At 71.7% G+C, this 19,730-nt stretch carries 14 protein-coding genes and 1 riboswitch; of the genes, 6 read left to right on the top strand and 8 right to left on the bottom strand.

Features of this window, described 5'->3' with window-relative positions:
* Positions 1-45: 45 nt before the first annotated feature.
* The 3 genes from ACFSE6_RS12890 (at position 46) to ACFSE6_RS12900 (ending at position 6,759) form a co-directional block, all read left to right on the top strand.
* Positions 46-5,007, top strand: coding sequence for an NAD-glutamate dehydrogenase (locus tag ACFSE6_RS12890; protein WP_388007612.1), 4,962 nt, complete (start codon positions 46-48; stop codon positions 5,005-5,007).
* A gap of 229 nt (positions 5,008-5,236) precedes the next feature.
* Positions 5,237-6,163 carry a helix-turn-helix transcriptional regulator gene (locus tag ACFSE6_RS12895; protein WP_388007615.1) on the top strand — a complete coding sequence of 309 codons (927 nt, stop codon included), beginning with the start codon at positions 5,237-5,239 and terminating at the stop codon, positions 6,161-6,163.
* A complete protein-coding gene (locus ACFSE6_RS12900; protein WP_388007618.1) occupies positions 6,160-6,759 on the top strand; it encodes a dihydrofolate reductase family protein in 600 nt (199 codons plus the stop codon). The genes ACFSE6_RS12895 and ACFSE6_RS12900 overlap by 4 nt, the downstream gene beginning before the upstream one ends.
* A gap of 62 nt (positions 6,760-6,821) precedes the next feature.
* Here ACFSE6_RS12900 and ACFSE6_RS12905 read toward each other — a convergent pair whose 3' ends face one another.
* On the bottom strand, positions 6,822-8,120 hold the full coding sequence (locus ACFSE6_RS12905) for a TrkH family potassium uptake protein (protein WP_465254155.1): 1,299 nt from the start codon (positions 8,118-8,120) through the stop codon (positions 6,822-6,824).
* A 338-nt stretch (positions 8,121-8,458) separates the two neighbouring features.
* Between ACFSE6_RS12905 and ACFSE6_RS12910 the strand changes: the two genes are divergently transcribed.
* Positions 8,459-9,730, top strand: coding sequence for a sensor histidine kinase (locus ACFSE6_RS12910; RefSeq protein ID WP_388007624.1), 1,272 nt, complete (start codon positions 8,459-8,461; stop codon positions 9,728-9,730).
* Positions 9,727-10,401: a response regulator gene (locus ACFSE6_RS12915; RefSeq protein ID WP_388007627.1), complete on the top strand. Its 675-nt coding sequence runs from the start codon at positions 9,727-9,729 to the stop codon at positions 10,399-10,401. Before ACFSE6_RS12910 ends, ACFSE6_RS12915 begins: the two co-directional genes overlap by 4 nt.
* A gap of 6 nt (positions 10,402-10,407) precedes the next feature.
* Here ACFSE6_RS12915 and chrA read toward each other — a convergent pair whose 3' ends face one another.
* The 5 genes from chrA to ACFSE6_RS12940 all read right to left on the bottom strand — a co-directional run bounded on the left by chrA (position 10,408) and on the right by ACFSE6_RS12940 (position 15,773).
* The gene (chrA, locus tag ACFSE6_RS12920; protein WP_388007630.1) at positions 10,408-11,568 is read right to left on the bottom strand and encodes a chromate efflux transporter; all 1,161 of its coding nucleotides are present in this window, start codon (positions 11,566-11,568) and stop codon (positions 10,408-10,410) included.
* A gap of 128 nt (positions 11,569-11,696) precedes the next feature.
* On the bottom strand, positions 11,697-12,380 hold the full coding sequence (locus ACFSE6_RS12925; RefSeq protein WP_388007633.1) for an arsenate reductase ArsC: 684 nt from the start codon (positions 12,378-12,380) through the stop codon (positions 11,697-11,699).
* A gap of 10 nt (positions 12,381-12,390) precedes the next feature.
* Positions 12,391-12,816, bottom strand: coding sequence for an arsenate reductase ArsC (locus tag ACFSE6_RS12930; protein WP_388007636.1), 426 nt, complete (start codon positions 12,814-12,816; stop codon positions 12,391-12,393).
* Complete coding sequence (locus ACFSE6_RS12935; RefSeq protein ID WP_388007639.1) at positions 12,813-13,526, bottom strand: arsenate reductase/protein-tyrosine-phosphatase family protein; 714 nt, start codon at positions 13,524-13,526, stop codon at positions 12,813-12,815. The genes ACFSE6_RS12930 and ACFSE6_RS12935 overlap by 4 nt, the downstream gene beginning before the upstream one ends.
* A 51-nt stretch (positions 13,527-13,577) precedes the next feature.
* Positions 13,578-15,773: a heavy metal translocating P-type ATPase gene (locus ACFSE6_RS12940; RefSeq protein WP_388007642.1), complete on the bottom strand. Its 2,196-nt coding sequence runs from the start codon at positions 15,771-15,773 to the stop codon at positions 13,578-13,580.
* A 146-nt stretch (positions 15,774-15,919) separates the two neighbouring features.
* On the opposite strand from ACFSE6_RS12940, the gene ACFSE6_RS12945 reads away from it, so the two are divergent.
* Complete coding sequence (locus ACFSE6_RS12945) at positions 15,920-17,227, top strand: MFS transporter (RefSeq protein ID WP_388007644.1); 1,308 nt, start codon at positions 15,920-15,922, stop codon at positions 17,225-17,227.
* A gap of 157 nt (positions 17,228-17,384) precedes the next feature.
* Here ACFSE6_RS12945 and ACFSE6_RS12950 read toward each other — a convergent pair whose 3' ends face one another.
* Positions 17,385-18,107 carry a C40 family peptidase gene (locus ACFSE6_RS12950; RefSeq protein ID WP_388007646.1) on the bottom strand — a complete coding sequence of 241 codons (723 nt, stop codon included), beginning with the start codon at positions 18,105-18,107 and terminating at the stop codon, positions 17,385-17,387.
* Positions 18,107-18,272, bottom strand: a riboswitch (cyclic di-AMP (ydaO/yuaA leader). (Overlaps the previous gene by 1 nt.)
* Before the next feature lie 214 nt (positions 18,273-18,486).
* Positions 18,487-19,730 (bottom strand): DUF222 domain-containing protein (locus tag ACFSE6_RS12955; protein ID WP_388007648.1); only part of this gene is annotated, 1,244 nt, incomplete at its 5' end.

A 19,730-nucleotide genomic window follows, 5' to 3' on the forward strand; every position in this document is an offset into this window, starting at 1 on the left:
CCGGCGGGCCGGCCGGCCGCGGCACGACGGAGGGGTCGGACGGACATGCAGAGCACCTCGTCCACGCTCGCGGAATCGCGCAGCACCGTGCTTCGCGTCGCCGCTGAGACGGCGCCGTCGTTACCCGGCGGACCACCGCCGGACGAGGCCGAGGAACTCCTCGAGGGGTACTACCACGACGTCCTCACCGAGGACCTTCTCGCGCAGGAGCCACGTGACCTGCTCGGCGCCGCGCTCGCGCACCGCGCCGCCGCCGAGGTCCGCGCCCCGGGCGAGGCCGTGGTCAACGTGTTCACCCCGGCTCCGGACGAGCACGGCTGGTCGACCGGGCAGACGGTGGTCGAGATCGTCACGGACGACATGCCCTTCCTCGTCGACTCGGTCATCAACGAGCTCGGCCGTCAGGGCCTGACGGTCCGGCTCCTGGTGCATCCGCAGCCGGCGGTCCGGCGCGATCTGGGCGGCCGGCTGGTGGAGATCGTCCGCGGGCGCGCCACCGCCGCCGTCGTGGGAGGCGCCGCGCAGGGCGATCTCGTCCGCGAGTCGTGGATCCACGTCCAGGTCGCCGCCGTGACCGGTGAACGGCTCGAGCAGCTCGACGCCGGGCTGCGCCGTGTGCTCGCCGACGTCCGCGCCGCCGTCGAGGACTTCCCGCAGATGGAGGCCCGGGCCCGTGACATCTCCGCCCTGCTGCTGCAGGACCCGCCCTCCGGTGTGGACGAGGAGGACATCCAGCAGGCCCGTCAGCTGCTCGACTGGCTCGTCGGCGGACATTTCGTCTTCCTCGGTTACCGGGAGTACCGCCTGCTGCGCGGCCGGTCCGAGGACGAGGCGAGTCTCGGCGTCGTCCCGGGGTCCGGCCTGGGCATCCTCCGCGACTCCGGCGACGCCACGGCCACGACGCTGCCGCCCGCCGTCGCCCGCAAGGCCGCCGAGCCGGATCTGGTCATCGTCACCAAGGCGAACTCGATCTCCACGGTCCACCGCAACCGTCATCTCGACTACATCGGGGTCAAGCTCTTCGACGAGCTCGGCACAGTGGTCGGTGAACAGCGGTTCCTCGGCCTGTTCACCCCGAGCGCCTACTCGGCCCCGGTCGCCCAGGTCCCGTTCGTCAACGCCAAGGTCACCCAGGTCTTCCAGCGCACCGGGTTCTCCCGCTCCAGCCACCTCGGTAAGGACCTGCTCGCCGTCCTCAAGGCGTATCCGCGCAGTGAACTGTTCCAGGACGACGTCGACCACATCGCCGAGGTCGCGACCGCCGTCGTGCACCTGCGGGTGCGGCCCCGGACGCGGCTGTATCTGCGGACCGACGACTACCAACGGTTCACCTCATGTCTGGTGTACATCCCGCGGGAGCGGTACTCGGCCGAGGTCCAGCGCCGGATTCGGCGGCTGCTCGCGGACGCGCTCGGCGGGGACAGCTCGGGCCAAGGCGTGCAGGCCAACGAGATCGTCTCCGAGGAGTCCCCGCTCGCCCAGCTGCACGTCGTGGTCCGCGTCCCGCCGGGTGCCGTGGCTCCCGAGGCGGACGAGGCGGACCTGGAGCGCCGGATCATCGCCGCTGTGCGCACGTGGGAGGAGGACCTCGCCGAGTTGGCGGAGCAGCGGCTCGGCGCGGACGGTCCCGCCCTCGTCGATCACTTCACCTTCCCGGGCGGGTACAAGGAGGACTTCACCCTCGACGAGGCCGTCGACGATCTCCGGCACATCGAGGACCTGCTGCGCGCCGAACGCGATGACGGCGCGGACGCTGCGCTCGGGCTGAACCTCTACCGGCCCGGACGGGTCGCCGGCCGGGAGGTCGGTCCGGACGAGCGCCGCCTCAAGCTCTACCGGCACGGCGACCTGCCGCTCTCGGCGGTGCTGCCGATCTTCTCCGGACTCGGACTGGAGGTCGTCGACGAACGCCCCCACACCCTGGGTGAGGCCGACGGCCGCCGCGCCTACGTCTACGATTTCGGCCTGCGCGCCGCCACGGTCAGTGCGTGGGAGGGCGACCCGCAGGACGTGCGCGCCCGGCTGCAGGAGGCGTTCCGTGCCGTCTGGGACGGCCGCGCGGAGCCGGACGGGTTCAACGCGCTGGTCCTCCTCGCCGGCCTGACATGGCGGCAGGTGGTCGTGCTGCGCGCGGTGGCCGCGTACCTGCGCCAGGCGGGATCGATCTTCTCCCGCGAGTACGTCGAGACGGCGTTGCGGGAGAACCCTCAGATCGCGCGGATGCTCGTCGAGCTGTTCGAGACACGGTTCGACCCGGACGGTCCCGACGGCGTCGGCACGGGGAGTGCCCGCGGAGCGGCTGAGGAGGAGCTCGCCGAGCGGATCCGTACCGCGCTCGACGACGTCGCCTCCCTCAACCATGACCGGATCATCAGGGCCCTCCTCGCCGTCGTGCGAGCCACCGACCGCACGAACTACTACCAGCCGCCCGGGCCGATCGACGGTGCGGCCGACCGGAGCGCCGGGCACCGTCCGACCGTCGCCCTCAAACTCGCCCCACGACGGCTCGCCCTGCTGCCGGAGCCGCGCCCGTGGGCGGAGATCTTCGTCTACGGCGTCGCCGTCGAGGGCGTCCACCTGCGGTACGGCCCCGTGGCCCGCGGCGGCCTGCGCTGGTCCGACCGCCGCGAGGACTTCCGCACCGAGGTCCTGGGCCTGGTCAAGGCCCAGGCCGTCAAGAACGCGGTGATCGTCCCGGCCGGCGCCAAGGGCGGTTTCGTCGCCAAGCAGCTGCCCGACCCGGCCGGCCCCGGCGGGCGCGAGGCCTGGTACGAGGCAGGCACCCAGGCCTACCGGTTGTTCGTCTCCTCCCTCCTCGACGTCACCGACACCGTCGTCGACGACGCCGTCGTGCCGCCGCAGCGCCTGGTGCGTCACGATGCCGACGACCCGTACCTCGTGGTGGCGGCGGACAAGGGCACCGCCGCGTTCTCCGACGTCGCCAACGCCGTCGCCCGGGACTACGGGTTCTGGCTCGACGACGCCTTCGCCTCGGGCGGGTCGACCGGCTACGACCACAAGAAGATGGGCATCACCGCCCGCGGTGCCTGGGAGGCGGTCAAGCGGCACTTCCGCGAGCTCGGTCTCGACACTCAGCGCGAGGAGTTCACCGTCGCCGGCGTCGGCGACATGTCCGGGGATGTCTTCGGCAACGGGATGCTGCTCTCCGAGCACATCCGCCTGGTCGCCGCCTTCGATCATCGGCACATCTTCCTCGACCCGGACCCGGACCCCGCCCGGTCCTTCGCCGAGCGGCGGCGCATGTTCGGCCTCGGCCGGTCCACCTGGGCGGACTACGACACCTCGGTCCTCTCCGAGGGGGGCGGCATCCACCCCAGGACGGCGAAGTCGGTCGAGATCACCCCGCAGGTGCGCCGGAGGCTCGGCCTGGACGAGGACGTCACCCGGCTGGCCCCCGCCGAGCTCATCCGGGCCATCCTCACGGCGCCGGTCGACCTGCTGTGGAACGGCGGCATCGGGACCTACGTCAAGGCGTCCACCGAGACCGACGAGGACATCGGTGACCGCGCCAACGACGCGGTGCGCGTGGACGGGGCGCAGCTGCGCTGCCGCGTGGTCGGTGAAGGTGGCAACCTCGGGCTGAGCCAGCTCGGTCGCATCGAGGCGGCGCAGCGCGGGGTCAAGCTCAACACCGACGCCATCGACAACTCGGCCGGGGTCGACTCCTCGGACCACGAGGTCAACCTCAAGATCCTGCTCGCGAACGCGATCGCCGCCGGTGACCTCGACCGCGCCGACCGTGACGAGCTGCTCGCCTCGCTCACCGAGGACGTGGCGCGGCGGGTGCTGCGGCAGAACTACGAGCAGTCCGTGCTGCTGGGCAACGCCCGGACGGTCCAGCACCAGATGCTCGGCGCTCACCAGCGACTCATGCACTGGCTCGAGGAACGGGGCGACCTGGATCGTCGCCTCGAGTTCCTGCCCGACGACGCCGAGCTCGCCCGCCGCGCCGAGGGCGGGGTCGGCCTGACCTCGCCGGAGTTCGCCGTCTTCGTCGCCTACGCGAAGCTCGCGCTCAAGGCGGACCTGCTCGCCTCCGATCTCCCGGACGAACCGTGGTTCACCGCCGAGCTGCACGCGTACTTCCCCGAGGAGTTGCGCGAGCGCTTCGCCGGCGCGATGGAACGGCACCGGCTGCGGCGCGAGATCATCGCGACCCGCGTGGCGAACTCGGTCATCAATCGCGGCGGGACCACGTTCGTCTTCCGCGCGATGGAGGAGACCGGTGCGTCTTCCGCCCAGATCGCCCGCGCGTTCGTCGTCGCGCGGGAGATCTTCGGCATCGCGGAGTTCGTCCAGGCGGTCGAGGCGCTGGACAACGTGGTTGCCAGCGACACCCAGGCGCTGCTGTACCTGGAGTTCCGCCGGCTGCTCGACCGGGCCGTGCGCTGGATGGTCCAGCGGTACCCCGACGGGATCGACGTCGCCGCCGAGATCGACCGGCTCGGGCCAGCGGTCGCCCGGCTCGTCCCACAGGTGCCGGAGCTGCTGCGCGGCGACGCGCGCGTGGGCACCCAGGAACGTGCGGAGGTGCTCGTCGAGGCGGGCGTTCCAGCGGAGCTCGCGCGGCACGCCGCCGCGCTCGTCGAGCACTACGTCACGCTCGATGTCGTGGCCCTGGCTGAGCGCACCGGCTCAGGACTGGAGACGGTGGCGGGTGTGCGTGCAGCGGCGGAGGAACACTTCGGCGTCGACGTCCTGCTCACGCGCCTGGAGACGCTGCCGCGGGAGGAACGGTGGGACGCGCTCGCCCGCGCCGCCCTGCGCGACGACCTCTACGCCGTGCTCGCCGACCTGACCGCCGCCGTGCTCCAGGAGACCGACGACGACCTCGATCCGGACGAGAGGATCGCGGCGTGGGCGCGTGCGCACGCGGCGTTCACGCAGCGGGCGCGCGCCTCCGTCGACGGGGTGGCGCGGCTGGAGACCGTGGACCTCGCTCCGCTGTCGGTGGCCCTGCGAGCGCTCCGGGCAGGCGTGCGCTAACCGGCGGCGCACCCCACCCGCCGAGAGCCGACCGCCTCACCCGCCGAGAGCGGACCGCCCCATCCGCCGAGAGCGGACGATCGGGTCATGAGCGGACGTTTGAACGTCCGCTCACGGCACAGGTTTCCGCTCTCGGCGGCTGAGCATCGGAGGGTTGGGCTCTCGGCGGCGGCGTGATGCGCAAGAACGGTCGGGCGGCGGGCCGGACCCACCCGCAACACTGGTCCACATGGGTTCGTCCGGACGAGATCGGCTGCGTGCGCTCCTGGACGCCGTCCTCGACGAGGAGCACCGCACACTCGAGGACATGGCCGGCGGCGCGTACACCTCGCCGTACCACTTCAGCCGGCTGCTCTCCCGGGACACGGGTGAGGCGCCGGTGGCGATGCGGCGGCGGGTCATGCTCGAGCGCGCTGCCTGGCAGCTGCTCGGCGGAGCCAGCGTGACCGACGCGGCGTGGGACGCCGGCTACGAGTCGGTGGACGGGTTCAGCCGTGCCTTCGCCCGCGCCTATGGGCACACACCGAGCCGCCCGGTGAGCGGGCACTGGTTACCCGCACCGAACGGCATCCACTTCCACCCACCGACATCCCTCTGGGTCGCAGCGAAGGAACGATCGATGAACCCGCTGGCCGAGCAACTGATCGAGCACGACCTCGACGACACCCGCGACCTGCTCGAACTCGTACAGCAACTCCCGCGCGAGGAGTTCCTCGCCGAGCGACGGCCCGGCGCCACCGTGCTCAGCTGGGACGGCCCCGAACCGACCATCCAGGCAGTGCTCGAGCGGCAGGTCGGCTCGAAGGAGACCTGGCTCGCCTCGATCGAAGGGCTCGACGAGCCGGACCGGGACCACGCCGCCGACGCCGACGCGCTGCTGCGCCGCCACGACGCCGTCGCACCGCGGTGGCTGGCCGCCGTGCGGGACATCGACCGCCGTGGTGGCTGGGACGACCGCTTGATCGACGCCCTGTGCGATCCGCCGGAGAGCTTCGTGATGAGCAGCGTCATCGCCCATGTGCTCACCTACGCCGCGCACCGACGTCAGACGGTGCGGCTCATGCTGCGGGAGGCCGGGTACGACGTCGATCACGGCGACCCCATCGAATGGTTCCGCCGCCGCCGCGGTGACATCCCCGGAGAGGAGATCCGATGACCACCCTGACCTACTACACCGCCACCAGCCTCGACGGCTTCATCGCCGACCCGCAGGACTCCCTGGACTGGCTGCTCCGGCAACCCCAGGAGGGCCCCGAGGACGGCGAGGCCGAGGACGACGCCGCGGCGCGGTTCGGCTACGAGCGTTTCATCGCCGGCATCGGTGCCATCGTCATGGGGTCGACGACGTACGAGTGGATCCTGCGGCATCACGACGATGTCGCGGCCGAGATGGGTACCGGATGGCCCTACGCCATGCCGGCGTGGGTGATGACCACCCGTGATCTGGAGGTGACGGACGGGCGCGACGTCCGGCTCGCCTCCGGGGACGTGCGGGAGGTCTACGACGCGATGGTCGCGGCGGCCGGCGGGAAGAACCTGTGGCTCGTCGGCGGCGGGGACCTGGCCGGGCAGTTCGCCGACGCCGGTCTGCTCGACGAGGTGATCGCCACCGTCGCGCCCGTCACGCTCGGCAGCGGCCGTCCGCTGCTGAACCGCCGCCTCGAGCTCGAGCTGCTCGAGACGGCCGGATCGGGGCCGTTCCTGTGCGCCCGGTACCGCGTCGACGGGCCGCTGCTCGAGGACCGAACCTGACCTGGTCCGTTCTCGCCCGATGTCGGCCCTCGGTCGGCGACGGCGTCGGTCGGGGCCGTCCCTCAGCCGATGACCGCTGTCGACTCGGGGTAGCGGAACGCCTGCTGGTGACTGCGCATCGCCAGCGCCGTGCCGAGGGTGATCGGTCCGAGGCGGCCGAGGAACATCAGGACGCACAACAGGACCTGGTGGCCCGGCGCCAGGTCCGCGGTGATCCCGGTGGACAGCCCGACCGTGCCGAACGCGGAGATCACCTCGAACAGGATCTGGTCCAGGTCGAACGGTGAGCTCATCGCCAGGACGATCGTCGAGCCCATCACCGCGGCGACCGCCAGCAGCGCGACCGTGACGGCTTCACGGACCGTCCGTGGCGGCACGCGCCGGTGGAAGGCCGCGACGTCTCGGTCACCGCGCAGCTCGGCCCAGATGACGAAACCGAGCAGCGCGAACGTCGTCACCTTGATGCCGCCGGCGGTGCCACCGCTCCCGCCGCCGATGAACATGAGGACGTCGAGGCCGAGCCATGTCCCGGTGTTCATCTGACCGATGTCGACACTGTTGAACCCGGCCGTACGCGGGGTGACGCCCTGGAAGAGCGCGGCGAGCACCTTTCCCGGCCCGTCCAGCGGGCCCAGCGTGCCCGGGTTGTTCCACTCCGCGACGAGGACGAACAGCGTGCCGGCCGGCACCAGGACGGCGGTGGCGAGCACGGTGATCTTGGTGTGCAGCGTCCACCGACGTGGCGTGCGGAGGTGGCGGTAGAGCTCGATGAGCACCGGGAAGCCGATGCCGCCGAGGACGAACGCGAGCATGATCGGGACGCAGATCCACGGATCGGTGGCGAATCCCATGAGGCTGTCGCTGTACAGGGCGAAGCCGGCGTTGTTGAACGCGGAGATGGCGTGGAAGAGGCCGAGCCACAGCGCCCGCCCGAACGGCTCGCCGTAGCCGATCATCCAGCGCGCCGTCAGAATCACGGTGACCGCCGCCTCGAGGATGATCGTGGTGCGCAGCACGGTCAGCAGCAGTGAGGCGACGTCGCCCAGGCTCAGCGTCCGGGTCGAGGCTGCGGCGACGCGACGGGTCTGCAGCCCGAGGCGGCGCGAGATCATCAGGCCGAGTACCGAGGCCATCGTCATGACGCCGAAGCCGCCGATCTGGATCAGCACGGCGATGACCGCCTGGCCGAAGCCGCTCCAGTACTCCGGGGTGTCGACGACGATCAGCCCGGTCACGCAGATGGCCGAGACCGCGGTGAAGAAGGCCTCGAGGAAGCTCGCGTGTTCTCCGGTGGTCGCCACCGGGAGGAGCAACAGCAGCGTGCCGACGGCGATCCCGGCGACGAACCCGAGCGCGACCATCTGGACCGGCCGGCGCGGGTTGACCTCCTGTCCGGGCCCGGCGAGGCGGCGCCGCTCGCGCAGCACGCGACGCCATCGTTGCCACCGGTTCCCCTGCGGTGCCGGCGGGCGAGGGACCGACCGTGGCGGCCGGACGGCCGTCGCGGGGTGGCTTCTGCTCATCCCCGCGCGCTCCTCTCGTTGATCTCGACCCGGGGGCGGACTCTCCGTCCTCGATGGCGCAGTCGAGCCTAGGAACGTCGGCGCCGCCGCGGGCGCCACAACGGGGTCTCCGGGCGTCAGGATTCCGTCAAGATCACGAAGGGTCGGCCTGCCCGGCGTTGTGCCAGGCTGTGGCCGTGTCCGAGGCCACACGCATCACCCCGAGAGCCCCCGCGCCGGGTCGAGGCGGGGTCGCGCCGGCGCGCCGCATCACCGCGGTGGTGCTCATCGTGGTGGCGCTACCGCTGACCACCGTGGCCACGGTGGCGCTGCGGGATGCATTCGCGCTCGGCAGCCTGCTGCTGCTCTACCTGCTCGCCGTCGTCGTCATCGCCGCGATCGGTGGGCTGCTGCCCGGACTGGTCGCGGCTGCGGTGTCCTTCGCACTCGCGAACTGGTTCCTGACGATCCCGTACTACACGCTGCAGGTCGCCGAGCGCGATGCCATCGTCGAGCTGTCCGTCTTCGTCGTCGTGGCGGCCATCGTCAGCGCGCTCGTCGAGCTCGGGGCACGGGACCGCGCGGCGTACCGGGAGCGACTCGCCGAGCAGGCCGCCGCCACCCGTGAGCTGGAGGCGGCGGACCGCGTCCGTTCCGCGCTCATCGCCGCCGTCGGCCACGACCTGCGCACCCCGCTGGCCGGGACCAAGGCGGCCGTGAGCACGCTGCGCCAGGACGACGTCGACTACTCACCGGAGCAGCGGGAGAACCTGCTGGCGACGATCGAGGAGTCCACCGACCGACTGACCCGGGTGATCACCAACCTGCTCGACATGAGTCGCCTGCAGTCGGGTGCGCTGACCGCCCGGCACGAGCAGGTCGAGCTGGAGGAGGTCCTCGCCAGAGTCCTGGACGGCGTGCCGTCCGGCGCGGTTGCCGTCGAGCTGCCGGACGCGCTCCCCCCGGTGCGCGCCGACGCGGCACTGCTGGAACGGGTGCTCGACAACCTCGTGCAGAACGCCGTCCGCTACAGCCCGGCGGGCACGCCGGTGGAGATCACCGCAGCGGTGGGAACTGGACGGCCCGAGGCCGAGGCCGAGGGCGGGACCGAGGCCGAGGAGGACACCAGGTCCGGGACGGTGCCGGTGGATGTGCGGGTCATCGACCATGGGCCCGGCGTCCCGCCCGAGGCGTGGGAGCGCATGTTCGTCCCGCTCCAGCGGCTCGACGACCGTGGCACGGACTCGCACGTCGGACTCGGCCTGGCGATCGCCGACGGGTTGGCCGGAGCGATGGGAGCGACCCTCACCCCGTCGCAGACCCCGGGTGGCGGCCTGACGATGTCGGTGGCACTGCCGGTGGCACTGCCGATGGCCGACGACGGTGCGGCCGGACCCAGCACGGGCGCGGCCGGACCCGGTGCTGGCACGGGCGAGCCCGCCACGGGACACGGGGAGTCCCCGCCGTGAGGCTCTTGCTCGTCGAGGACGACGCCGCGCTCGTCCGGACCCTGACGATCAGCCTCGAGGTGCGGGGCTTCGAGGTCGACGCCGCCGGCAACGGCGCGAGTGCGCTGGCGGCCGCGCGCCGGGACCCGCCGGCCGTGGCCGTGGTGGACCTCGGCCTGCCGGACGTGGACGGTATCGAGGTGGTGCGTGGGCTGCGCTCCTGGTCGCAACTGCCCATCCTGGTGCTCTCCGCCCGCGATGCCGAACAGACCAAGATCGAGGCGCTGGAGGCCGGCGCCGACGACTACGTGACCAAGCCGTTCGGGATGGGCGAGCTGCTCGCCCGGCTGAATGCGGCCTTGCGGCGGGCCGGTCCGTCCTCGTCCGCCGCGGTGGTCCGGGCCGGCGAGCTGGCCATCGACCTCTCCGCCCACCGGATCGAACGCGACGGCCGGCAGGTGCACCTGACGCCGACCGAGTGGGATCTGCTCGAGGTCCTCGTGCGCGCGCAGGGCGCTCTGGTTCCGCGGCGGGACCTGCTCCAGGCGGTGTGGGGGCCGCGGTACGCGAGAGAGACCAACTACCTGCGGGTCTACCTTGCCCAGCTGCGCCGCAAGCTCGAAGCGGATCCCTCCGCGCCGCGGCACCTGATCACCGAGCCCGGCGTCGGCTACCGCTTCGAAGCGGACTGACGGTGCTCACAGCACGGCCCAACCGAGCAGCGCCGCGGCGACGACGACACCCCATGCCGGCGCCTTCCAGGCGGTGAGGGCCACGAATGCGACGGCGGCGATCGCCATGGCGACGGCGGACGTGACTCCCTCGGTGAACACCGGGTCGTAGAGCGCGGCGGCGAGCAGACCGACCACGCCCGCGTTGACACCCATGAGGGCGCGGCGGGCGCGCGGCGCGCGGCGGAGCCGCTCCCAGAAGGGCAGCACCCCGAGGACGAGCAGCGCTGAGGGGAGGAAAATGGCCAGCAGCGCGATCGCGGCGCCGGTCAGGCCGGTCGGACCGGACTCTGTGACGGCGCCGAGGTAGGCGGCGAAGGTGAACAGCGGACCGGGAACCGCCTGGGCCGCGCCGTAACCGGCGAGGAAGTTCTGATCCGCGACCAGGCCCGGCTGGACCGTCTCGGCACGGAGCAGCGGGAGCACGACGTGCCCGCCACCGAACACCAACGCTCCGGCGCGGTAGAAGCTGTCGATCAGCACCAGGGCGCCGTTGCGGGTCGCGCCCGCGGCCAACGGGAGCGCGGCGAGGAGCAGCGCGAAGAGCACCAGACACACGACGGCGAACCTCCGGCGCAACGCCACGGCCAGCCCCTCACCGGCGGCCGTGGTCTGCTCCGGGCGGAGCCAGACCAGACCGATGAGGCCGGCAACGAGGATCACCAGCACCTGCCCGAGTGCGGAGGGCAGCAGCATGGCGAGCACCATCCCGCCGACCGCGACGGCGGCGCGTTCCCGGTCCGGCGCCAGGCTGCGCGCCATGCCGAGCACGGCATGTGCGACGACGGCCACGGCGGCGGCCTTCAGGCCCTGGAGCCAGCCGGCGTCCGCTTCGGCGCCGAGGGCTTGAACGCCGAAGGCGAAAGCGACGAGCAGCGCGGCGGACGGCAACGTGAATGCGGTCCAGGCGGCGAGCATCCCGCCGAGGCCGGCGCGGCGGAGCCCGAGTGCCATGCCCACCTGGCTCGAGGCTGGCCCGGGGAGGAACTGGCACAGCGCCACCAGATCGGCGTACGCGCTCTCGCTTAGCCACCGCCGTCGCTCGACGAACGCCGAGCGGAAGTACCCGAGGTGGGCGATGGGGCCACCGAACGAGGTCAGGCCCAGGCCGAGGAAGGCGGTGAACACCTCGCGGACGGTGCCACGTGCTGGCCGGTCGCCGGAGCCGGGCTCGTTATCGGATCCGGGCGGGCCGCCGGATGCGGGCGGCCCACCGGAGGACGGTGCGGAGGGGCCGGACGAGTCGTCATGGCGCGTCACGACTGCAGTGTGGCAGTCCGGTCATCCTCGGACGCGAGCTCGGCGAGCAGCGTACGGACGCGTCCGTCGATCTCGTCACGGATCCGCCGGACGGCTTCGATCGTCGTCTCGGCGGGATCCTCGATGTCCCAGCCCTCGTAGCGCTTGCCGGGGTAGATGGGACACACGTCGCCGCAGCCCATGGAGATCACGACGTCGGCCGCGCGGACGACGTCGTCCGTGAGCGGTTTGGGGAACTCGTGGGTGATGTCGACGCCGATCTCCTCCATGGCGGTGACGACCTCGGGATGGATGGTCGCGGACGGCACCGTTCCGGCCGAGCGCACGTGCACCCGCCCGGCCGCCGCGTGATCGAGCAGGGCGGCGGCCATCTGGGACCGCCCGGCGTTCTGGCTGCACAGGAACAGCACCTCCGGGACGTCGTGCGGTGCCGCGCCCTTGGCCTGCGCGAGTGCGGTGAGCCGGTCCTGGGCGAACTTGCCGGCGAGGACGGGCAGATGCGCGGTGACCGTGGCCGTCCGGGCCAGGGCGGCGTGCGACTCGAAGACGACCCGTTCGACGGTCTCCTCGGCGAAGACGCCGTGGAACTTCGCGGTCAGGTCGTCGGTAATGGTGTGGAGCTCGTGCTCCGGGGAGAGCAGGCCGGGCAGTCCGTGGCCTCCGGCCGGGGTGGGGTCCATGGCATCTCCTTCAGGTGGTGGCGGGAACGAGCTCGGCGATGAGCTCTTCGACGCGGCCGCGGATGTCGTCGCGGACGCGACGCACGGCCTCGATGTCCTTGCCCGCGGGGTCCTCGAGCTCCCAGTCCTCGTACCGGACCCCGGGGAAGAACGGGCAGGTGTCACCGCAGCCCATGGTGATGACCACGTCGGAGGCGGCCACGTCGTCGGGCCGGATGATCTTGGGCTGCTCGGCGGTGATGTCGATGCCTTCCTCGGCCATGGCGGTCACCGCGACGGGGTTGATCTGGTCCGCCGGTTCCGAACCGGCGGAGCGGACCTCGACGCGGCCGTGGGAGAGCGCGGACATGTACCCGGCGGCCATCTGGGACCGGCCGGCGTTGTGGACGCAGACGAACATGACGCTGGGACGGTCGGTGGTGGTCTCGGCGGTCATCGGGACTCCTTCGGGGTCGTGGGTCTGGCGTGGGTGGGGTTCTCGGGCAGAGTCACGCGCGGGGCGAGATTGCTGACCCGGCGGTCGAGCTCCTCGTACGCAGCGTCGAACACGTCGGGCGTACCGACCGCAGCGGGGTCGGGCACGGACCAGTGCAGGTCGATCGGGACGTCGAGCTCCTCGTGGGCGCGGTCGCAGACGGTGACCAGGAGGTCGTCGTGGTGGCGGACGTCGGTGACGTGCCGTGGGCTGGCGGCGCGCAGGTCGAGGCCGTGCCGGCGCGCGGCGTCGAGGGCTCCGGCCGCGACGGCGGGAGCCGGGTGCGTGCCGGCCGAGGTGGCCGGCACGGCGCTGACGCGCTGCCACAGAGCGGCCGCCAGCTGGGAACGGGCGGAGTTTCCGGTGCAGACGAAGAGCACGCGCGGTGCGGTGCGTCCGGTCGGGACGCTCAGCAGGTCGAGCGTCTCGGGGACGAGCCGGAGGTAGCTGCGGCGTCGGTCGCCCTCGGAGCGGTGGCGGATCACGACGCCGGCTTCCTGCAGCACCTTGAGGTGGTGTGCGAGGAGGTTCGACGGCATCCGGAGCGCCTCGGCGAGCTCCGACGGCGCGGCGTCACCGAGGGACAGGGTGTCCACCACGCGTAGCCGGCCAGGGTCGGCCAGCGCGGCGTGCAACTCGGCACGGCGCTGAGTGGATGCTTCAGTGTTCATTGAGGCAATGCTCGTTGAGCTATATGCCGGATGTCAATGGTGGGCTCGGTTTCAGTCGCGGGACCGCAGATCCAGCCGCCGAAGCAGCTGGGCGTTGAGCGCCACCACCACGGTGGAGGCGGACATCAGCAGCGCGCCGATCGACATCGGCATCACGAAACCGACCGGCGCCAGCACGCCTGCGGCAAGTGGCACCGAGATGAGGTTGTAGCCGGCCGCCCACCACAGGTTCTGCTTCATCTTCCGGTAGCTGGCCAGCGAGAGGTCGACGACGGACAGCACCGACCGCGGGTCGTCGCCGGCGAGGATGACGCCGGCCGAGGCGATCGCGACGTCGGTCCCCGCGCCGATGGCGATTCCCACGTCGGCCTGCGTTAGGGCCGGGGCGTCGTTCACCCCGTCGCCGACCATCGCGACGCTGCGGCCTTCCTGCTGGAGCTCGCGGACTTTCGCCGACTTGTCCCCGGGACGGACACCGGCGAAGAAGCGGTCGATACCGAGGTCCGCAGCGACGGTCCGCGCGACAGCCTCAGCGTCCCCGGTGATCATCGCGACCTCGATGCCGCGTGCGTGCAGATCGGCGACGGCCGCGCGCGACTCTGGCCGGACCTCGTCCACCAGCTTCACCGCGCCGACCGCACGGCCGGCGCGCAGGACGTGGAGGACCGTCGCGCCGTCGTCGTGCCAGGCGGCCGCCTCATCGAGTTCGTTGAGGGCGGCTTCCTCGAGTAGCCGCGGGCCACCGACCCGGACCTCCTCGCCGTCGACCTGTGCCGTCACGCCGACGGCTGGCGCGGAAGTGAACCCTGTCGCACGCGGCACGTCGAGGCCGCGCTCGTGCGCGGCGCGGACGATCGCCCGAGCCAACGGGTGCTCGCTGTCGGACTCGGCCGCGGCCGCGGTGGCCAGCACGGCGTCGTCATCGGCGTCGTTGGCCTGGGCGGCGGCGACGTCGATGACGGCCGGCTCGCCGGTGGTGAGCGTGCCGGTCTTGTCGAAGAGCACGACGTCGACGGTGCGCGTGCGCTCCAGTGCCAACCTGTCCTTGATCAGCACGCCACCGCGGGCAGCGCGTTCGGTCGCGATGGAGACCACCAGCGGGATGGCGAGACCGAGCGCGTGCGGACAGGCGATGACCAGGACCGTCACGGTGCGGACGACGGCGTCGGCCGGCGCGCCGACGGCCGACCAGACTACGGCGGTGATGGCGGCCGCGCCGAGGGCGAACCAGAACAGCCAGCCGGCGGCCGTGTCCGCCAGTCGCTGCGCCCGGGAAGAGGAGTTCTGTGCGTCGCTGACCAGGCGCTGGATGCCGGCGAGGGCGGTGTCCTCGCCCGTGGCGGTGACCTCGACCCGGAGGCCCGAGTCGGTGGCGACCGTTCCCGCTGTGACCTCGTCGCCGACGCTCCGAGCGACGGTTCGGGACTCGCCGGTGACCATGGACTCGTCCATCGCCGCCTGACCGTCCACCACGCGCCCGTCGGCCGGGATCGAGCCGCCGGGTCGGATGACGACGACATCGCCCACGCGCAACTCGTCCGGGGAGACCGGGACGATCGCGTCGTCGTCGACGCGCTCGGCCTGGTCGGGCAGCAGTGCGGCGAGGGAGTCGAGGGCTGAGGTGGTTCGGGCCAAGGACCGCATCTCGATCCAGTGGCCGAGAAGCATGATGACGATCAGCAGCGCCAGCTCCCACCAGAACTCGAGTTGGTCGTCGAGCAGACCGAGGGTTGAGCCCCAGGAGGCGCCGAAGGCCACGGTGATGGCCAGTCCGATGAGGAGCATCATCCCGGGCCGACGGGAACGGAGCTCGTCTGCGGCGCCGGTGAGGAACGGGCGTCCACCCGACAGGAACATCGCGGTGCCCAGGACGGGTGCGATCCACCGGATGGCCGGGTGTTCGGGCAGCTCGTAGCCCATAAGGGTGGCGAACATCGCCGAGAGCATGACGACCGGCACGGCAAGGACGAGGTTGGACCAGAACAGACGCCGGAACTGGGCGACATGGTCGGCGTGTCCGCCGTGCTGGCTGTGGCCGCCGTGTTCGGCGTGTCCGCCGCGATCCGGTTGGTCCCCGTGTCCGCCGTGCGGGCCGTGGCCACCGTGCCCCGGGTGGTCCTCACCCGCCCCGTGCTCGCTGCCGCGGGCACCGTTCGTGTGGTCGTCCACGGCGCCGTCCGACGGCTGGTGGTGGGCGTGGTCCACAGGCTCGTCCCGTTCGTGCATGGCGTGTGTCCGTTCCGTCATCACTCAGCTCCTTGGTGCACAATACCCCTAGGGGGTATAGTGCTCGCGTCAACGGGCCAGGTAGGCACGGTATTCCCGGCCGGTGCCGTCGTTCTCGACGGACGGTGCGCCGGGCGCCTGGACGGACGGTCAGTAGCGTGTGGCGGGTGACAGGCACGGCGCCGCCCGGCGGCCGAGACGGTCCGCATCGACCCGATCCGCATCGACCCGCACTCCGGACCGTGCTGGCCGGACTCTGTGTCACCGAGATTGTCAGCTGGGGCGTGCTGTACTACGCCTTCCCGGTGCTGGCGCCGCGGATCGCCGCGGACACCGGGTGGTCGAACGCGTCCATCACCGCAGCCTTCTCCGCGGGCCTGGTCGTCGCGGCCGTCGTCGGTATCCCCGTCGGCCGCATGCTCGACCGTCGAGGTCCGCACGTCCTGATGACGGCGGGCTCGGTGCTGGCCGTCCTGGCGTTGGTGTTGATCGCCCGTGCGACGTCGTTCGGTGCCTTCGCCGTCGGCTGGATCGTGGCCGGCCTCGCCATGGCCGGCGTGCTCTATCCACCCGCTTTCGCGGCCTTGACCCGGTGGTACGGACCGCGTCGACTGGTCGCGCTGACAGCTGTCACCCTGATCGCCGGCCTCGCCAGTACAGTCTTTGCGCCGCTGACTGAAGTGCTCGCAGCCAGGTGGGACTGGCGGGAGACATACCTGTCGCTGGCCGTGGGACTAGCTGTCGTCACGGTGCCGGTGCACGCCGTTGTCCTGCGCCGGCCATGGCCGGCCGAGCCGATGGTGACGCCGGTGGGCCAGGAGGGTGGCACCCCGGGGGCGGTGGGTGCGCGCGAAGCCACCCCGGGGGTCGCCTCCTCCGACGCCGGCTATGCCCAGGGTGTGGTCCGGAGCCGGCCGTTCGTTCTGCTGACGGTGGGCATGACGGCCGGCGTCCTCGCCATGTTCGCCGCCCTCATCAACCTCGTGCCGCTGCTCGCGGAGCGGGGCGCGTCGTCGTCGCTCGCCGCGATCGCGCTCGGCGCCGGTGGGATCGGCCAGGTCGCCGGACGTCTCGGATACGCCGCCCTGAACCGACGCCTCGGTGTCCGGCCCCGCACGCTGGTCGTCTATGGCGTCATTCCGGTGACCACGGCGGCCTTCGTCCTTGGCCCGAACCATGCCGCATGGCTTCTCTTCGTCGCGATCGCGGCGGGCGTCGGCCGCGGGATCGCGACGTTGCTCCAGGCCACCGCGGTCACCGATCGATGGGGGCCGCGCGCCTACGGCCGGATCTCCGGAGTTCTGTCCGCCCCGATCATGGCGGCCAGCGCCCTGGCGCCCTGGCTGGGTGCCGGGGGAGCGGAACTGCTGGGCAGCTATGCAGCGATGTATCTCGCCCTGGCCGGACTGGGTGTCCTCGCCGTCGTCCTGCTCGCGTTCAGCGTTCCGGAGCCGCCGGCGCGCCGGCGGCTCTGAATATCGTCCATCGGTGGTTGGTGGATCAGCGCCGTCCGCGGCTGCAGGCCACAGCAGGACCCGTCGGCGCACGACCGGGCCGGAGGGTCGCCCCATGACAGACGTCGGGCCCGCATCCGTGAGGAGGATGCGGGCCCGACGTGCAGGTGGCGGCCGGTCAGGCCACGCGGATGAAGGTCGGGTCCGACATGAAGATCTCACGCTCGGACAGCGGGTTACCCGGGCTGTGCGCGGCGATGTACTGGTTGTCGCCGGTGTAGATGCCGACGTGACCCGGCCACCACACGAGGTCGCCCGGCTGCGCCTCGCTCTGCGAGATCTGCGTGCCGGCGTAGAGCTGCTCGCTCGAGCTACGCGGGAGCTCGACACCGAGCTGCGAGAACACGTACTGAGTGAAGCCGGAGCAGTCGAAGCCCGACGGTGTCGAGCCGCCGTAGACGTACGGCGTGCCGACGTACTGGCGCGCGATGTCCACGGCGCTGCTGGTGGAGCTCTCCGTGCTGGTCTCCGTGCTGGTCTCAGTCTCGGTGCTGGTCTCGCCGGAGCTGCTCGACGAGCTCGAACCGATCGAGCCCTCCGTGCCGTCCGGGATGGTCAGCTCGTCACCGACGTAGATGGTGGCCGAGGAGTCAAGGCCGTTGGCCTCGGCGATCGCCTCGACGCTCGTGCCCTGCTCGGCCGCAATCTCGGAGACGGTGTCCCCGGACTCGACGATGTGGCCGGTGTCGGCCGACGCCGTGGGCGCCGCGAACGCGACGGTGAGGCCGGCGGCGGCGGTGGCCAGGGCGCCGCGGCGGGCGAATCGGCCGCCCGGCGTGGCGCTGAGGAACGTCGTGGGGCGCACGTCGGCGCGATGACGTGCCCTGGTGCGTGCGGTCATGTGTCTCTCCTTGATGCCGACGGGGTGAGCTGTCGGGTTCGGATGGAGAGCACCCGGCTCGGCTGGGCCGAGCTTCACCCCTGGCCCGGGTTCACTCCCGGTCCGGTGGTTCCCCCGTCCCTGCCTCTGGTCCGTCGGGGCCGCGGACGGCGGCAGGGTTTGGCATCCGCCCGCGCACTTCCCTGGAGGGTTCGAGAAGCGGCCCGACCGTAACCACACGGACCGCCAATTGTCACGCTTCGGTAACGGTGATCACGAAATGGTAACGACCTAGGCCCTTCGTGACCGGGCGCGATACCCGGCGCGCCGGAGTCGGGATACCGGGCGAGCTCGGGCGTCGGTTGCTGCCGAGCGGGGGCGCCTGGTTGCAGACTCGTGTTCAGGTGGGTGGTCGGGTGGGTTTGATTTCGGTGCCGTCGGCTCGGAGGAAGGTCCATCGGCCGTTTTTGCTGATGACGGTGATGTCGTGGGCGTGGATGTGGTCGTGGTGGTGCCAGCAGACCAGGAGTCCGAGGTCGATGCGGGTGGGGCCGTATTGGTCGTACCACCACAGGCTGTGGTGGATCTCGCCCTCGCCGGGCGGGGCGTTGCAGTCCGGGAAGACGCAGTGTCGGTCGCGGGCGATGATCGCGCGGGTCTGGCCGGGGGTGAAGAGGCGTTCTTCGCGGCCGGAGTCCAGGATTTCGCTGTCGGGGCCGAAGATGACGCGGTGGATCTGGGACTGACAGGCGAGCCGGGCGAGTTGACGGGGACTGATCGGGGTGCCGTCGGTCAGGGTGGCTGGTTCGGTCCCGGTCATGATGGTGTTGTCCACGCTGGCGGGGATGATGATCCCGTCCGGCACGCCGCCGGAGGCTTTGCCGGGTCTCAGGCCGGGTCTCTGGCTGGGTCTCTGGCTGGGTCTCTGGCTGGGTCTCTGGCCCGGTCTGTGGGCGGTTTCCTGGCTGGCGGGAACGAGGGCTGACCGGGCCGGCTCGATCGAGCCGCTGGTCTGTTGCGAGCCGTTCGAAGCGTTGGAACCGGCCGTGCCGGCCGTGTCGTTCGAACTGCTGGAGCTGTTCGAGCCGGCCGTACCGGCCGCCTCGGTCGTGGTCGCTGTGCCGGCCGTGGTCTCTGTGCCGGTCGTGCTGATCGTGCCGGCCGTGCTGTCGGTGCCGGCCGCAGTGTTGGTCGTGGTGTTGGTCGTGGTCGGCGTGATCTCGACAGCGTCGGAGTCGCCGTCCGCGCCCGTGCCGTCGACCTTCGCGCTGTCGCCACCCGTGCCGTCGACCTTCGTGCTGTCGGCCTTCGTGCTGTCGACCTTCGTGCCGTCGACGTCCGCGCCTTGGGCGGTGGTGCCGCTGTCGGCGCTGACGGCGATGGCGGTGGTGTCGTTGTCTGTGTGGGGGTGGGTGGCTTGGATGAGGTGGGTGAGGGTCTCGTGGGAGACGTGGACAGCGAGGTGGGGGCGGATGCGTGCGCCGGGTTTGAGGGTGCCGGAGTCCAGGGCGAGGTGGGCCAGGCCGGTCAACGCGTTCGCGCGGCGCTGGGTCTGGGTGCGGGGGTCGTTCGCCGAGGGGGTGCCCATCCGGGCGCGGAGGGCTTCATCGAGGAGTTGGCCGTTGGCTGGTGAGAGCCATCCGC

Source organism: Georgenia deserti, from assembly GCF_042680605.1.
Lineage (GTDB): Bacteria > Actinomycetota > Actinomycetes > Actinomycetales > Actinomycetaceae > Allobogoriella > Allobogoriella deserti.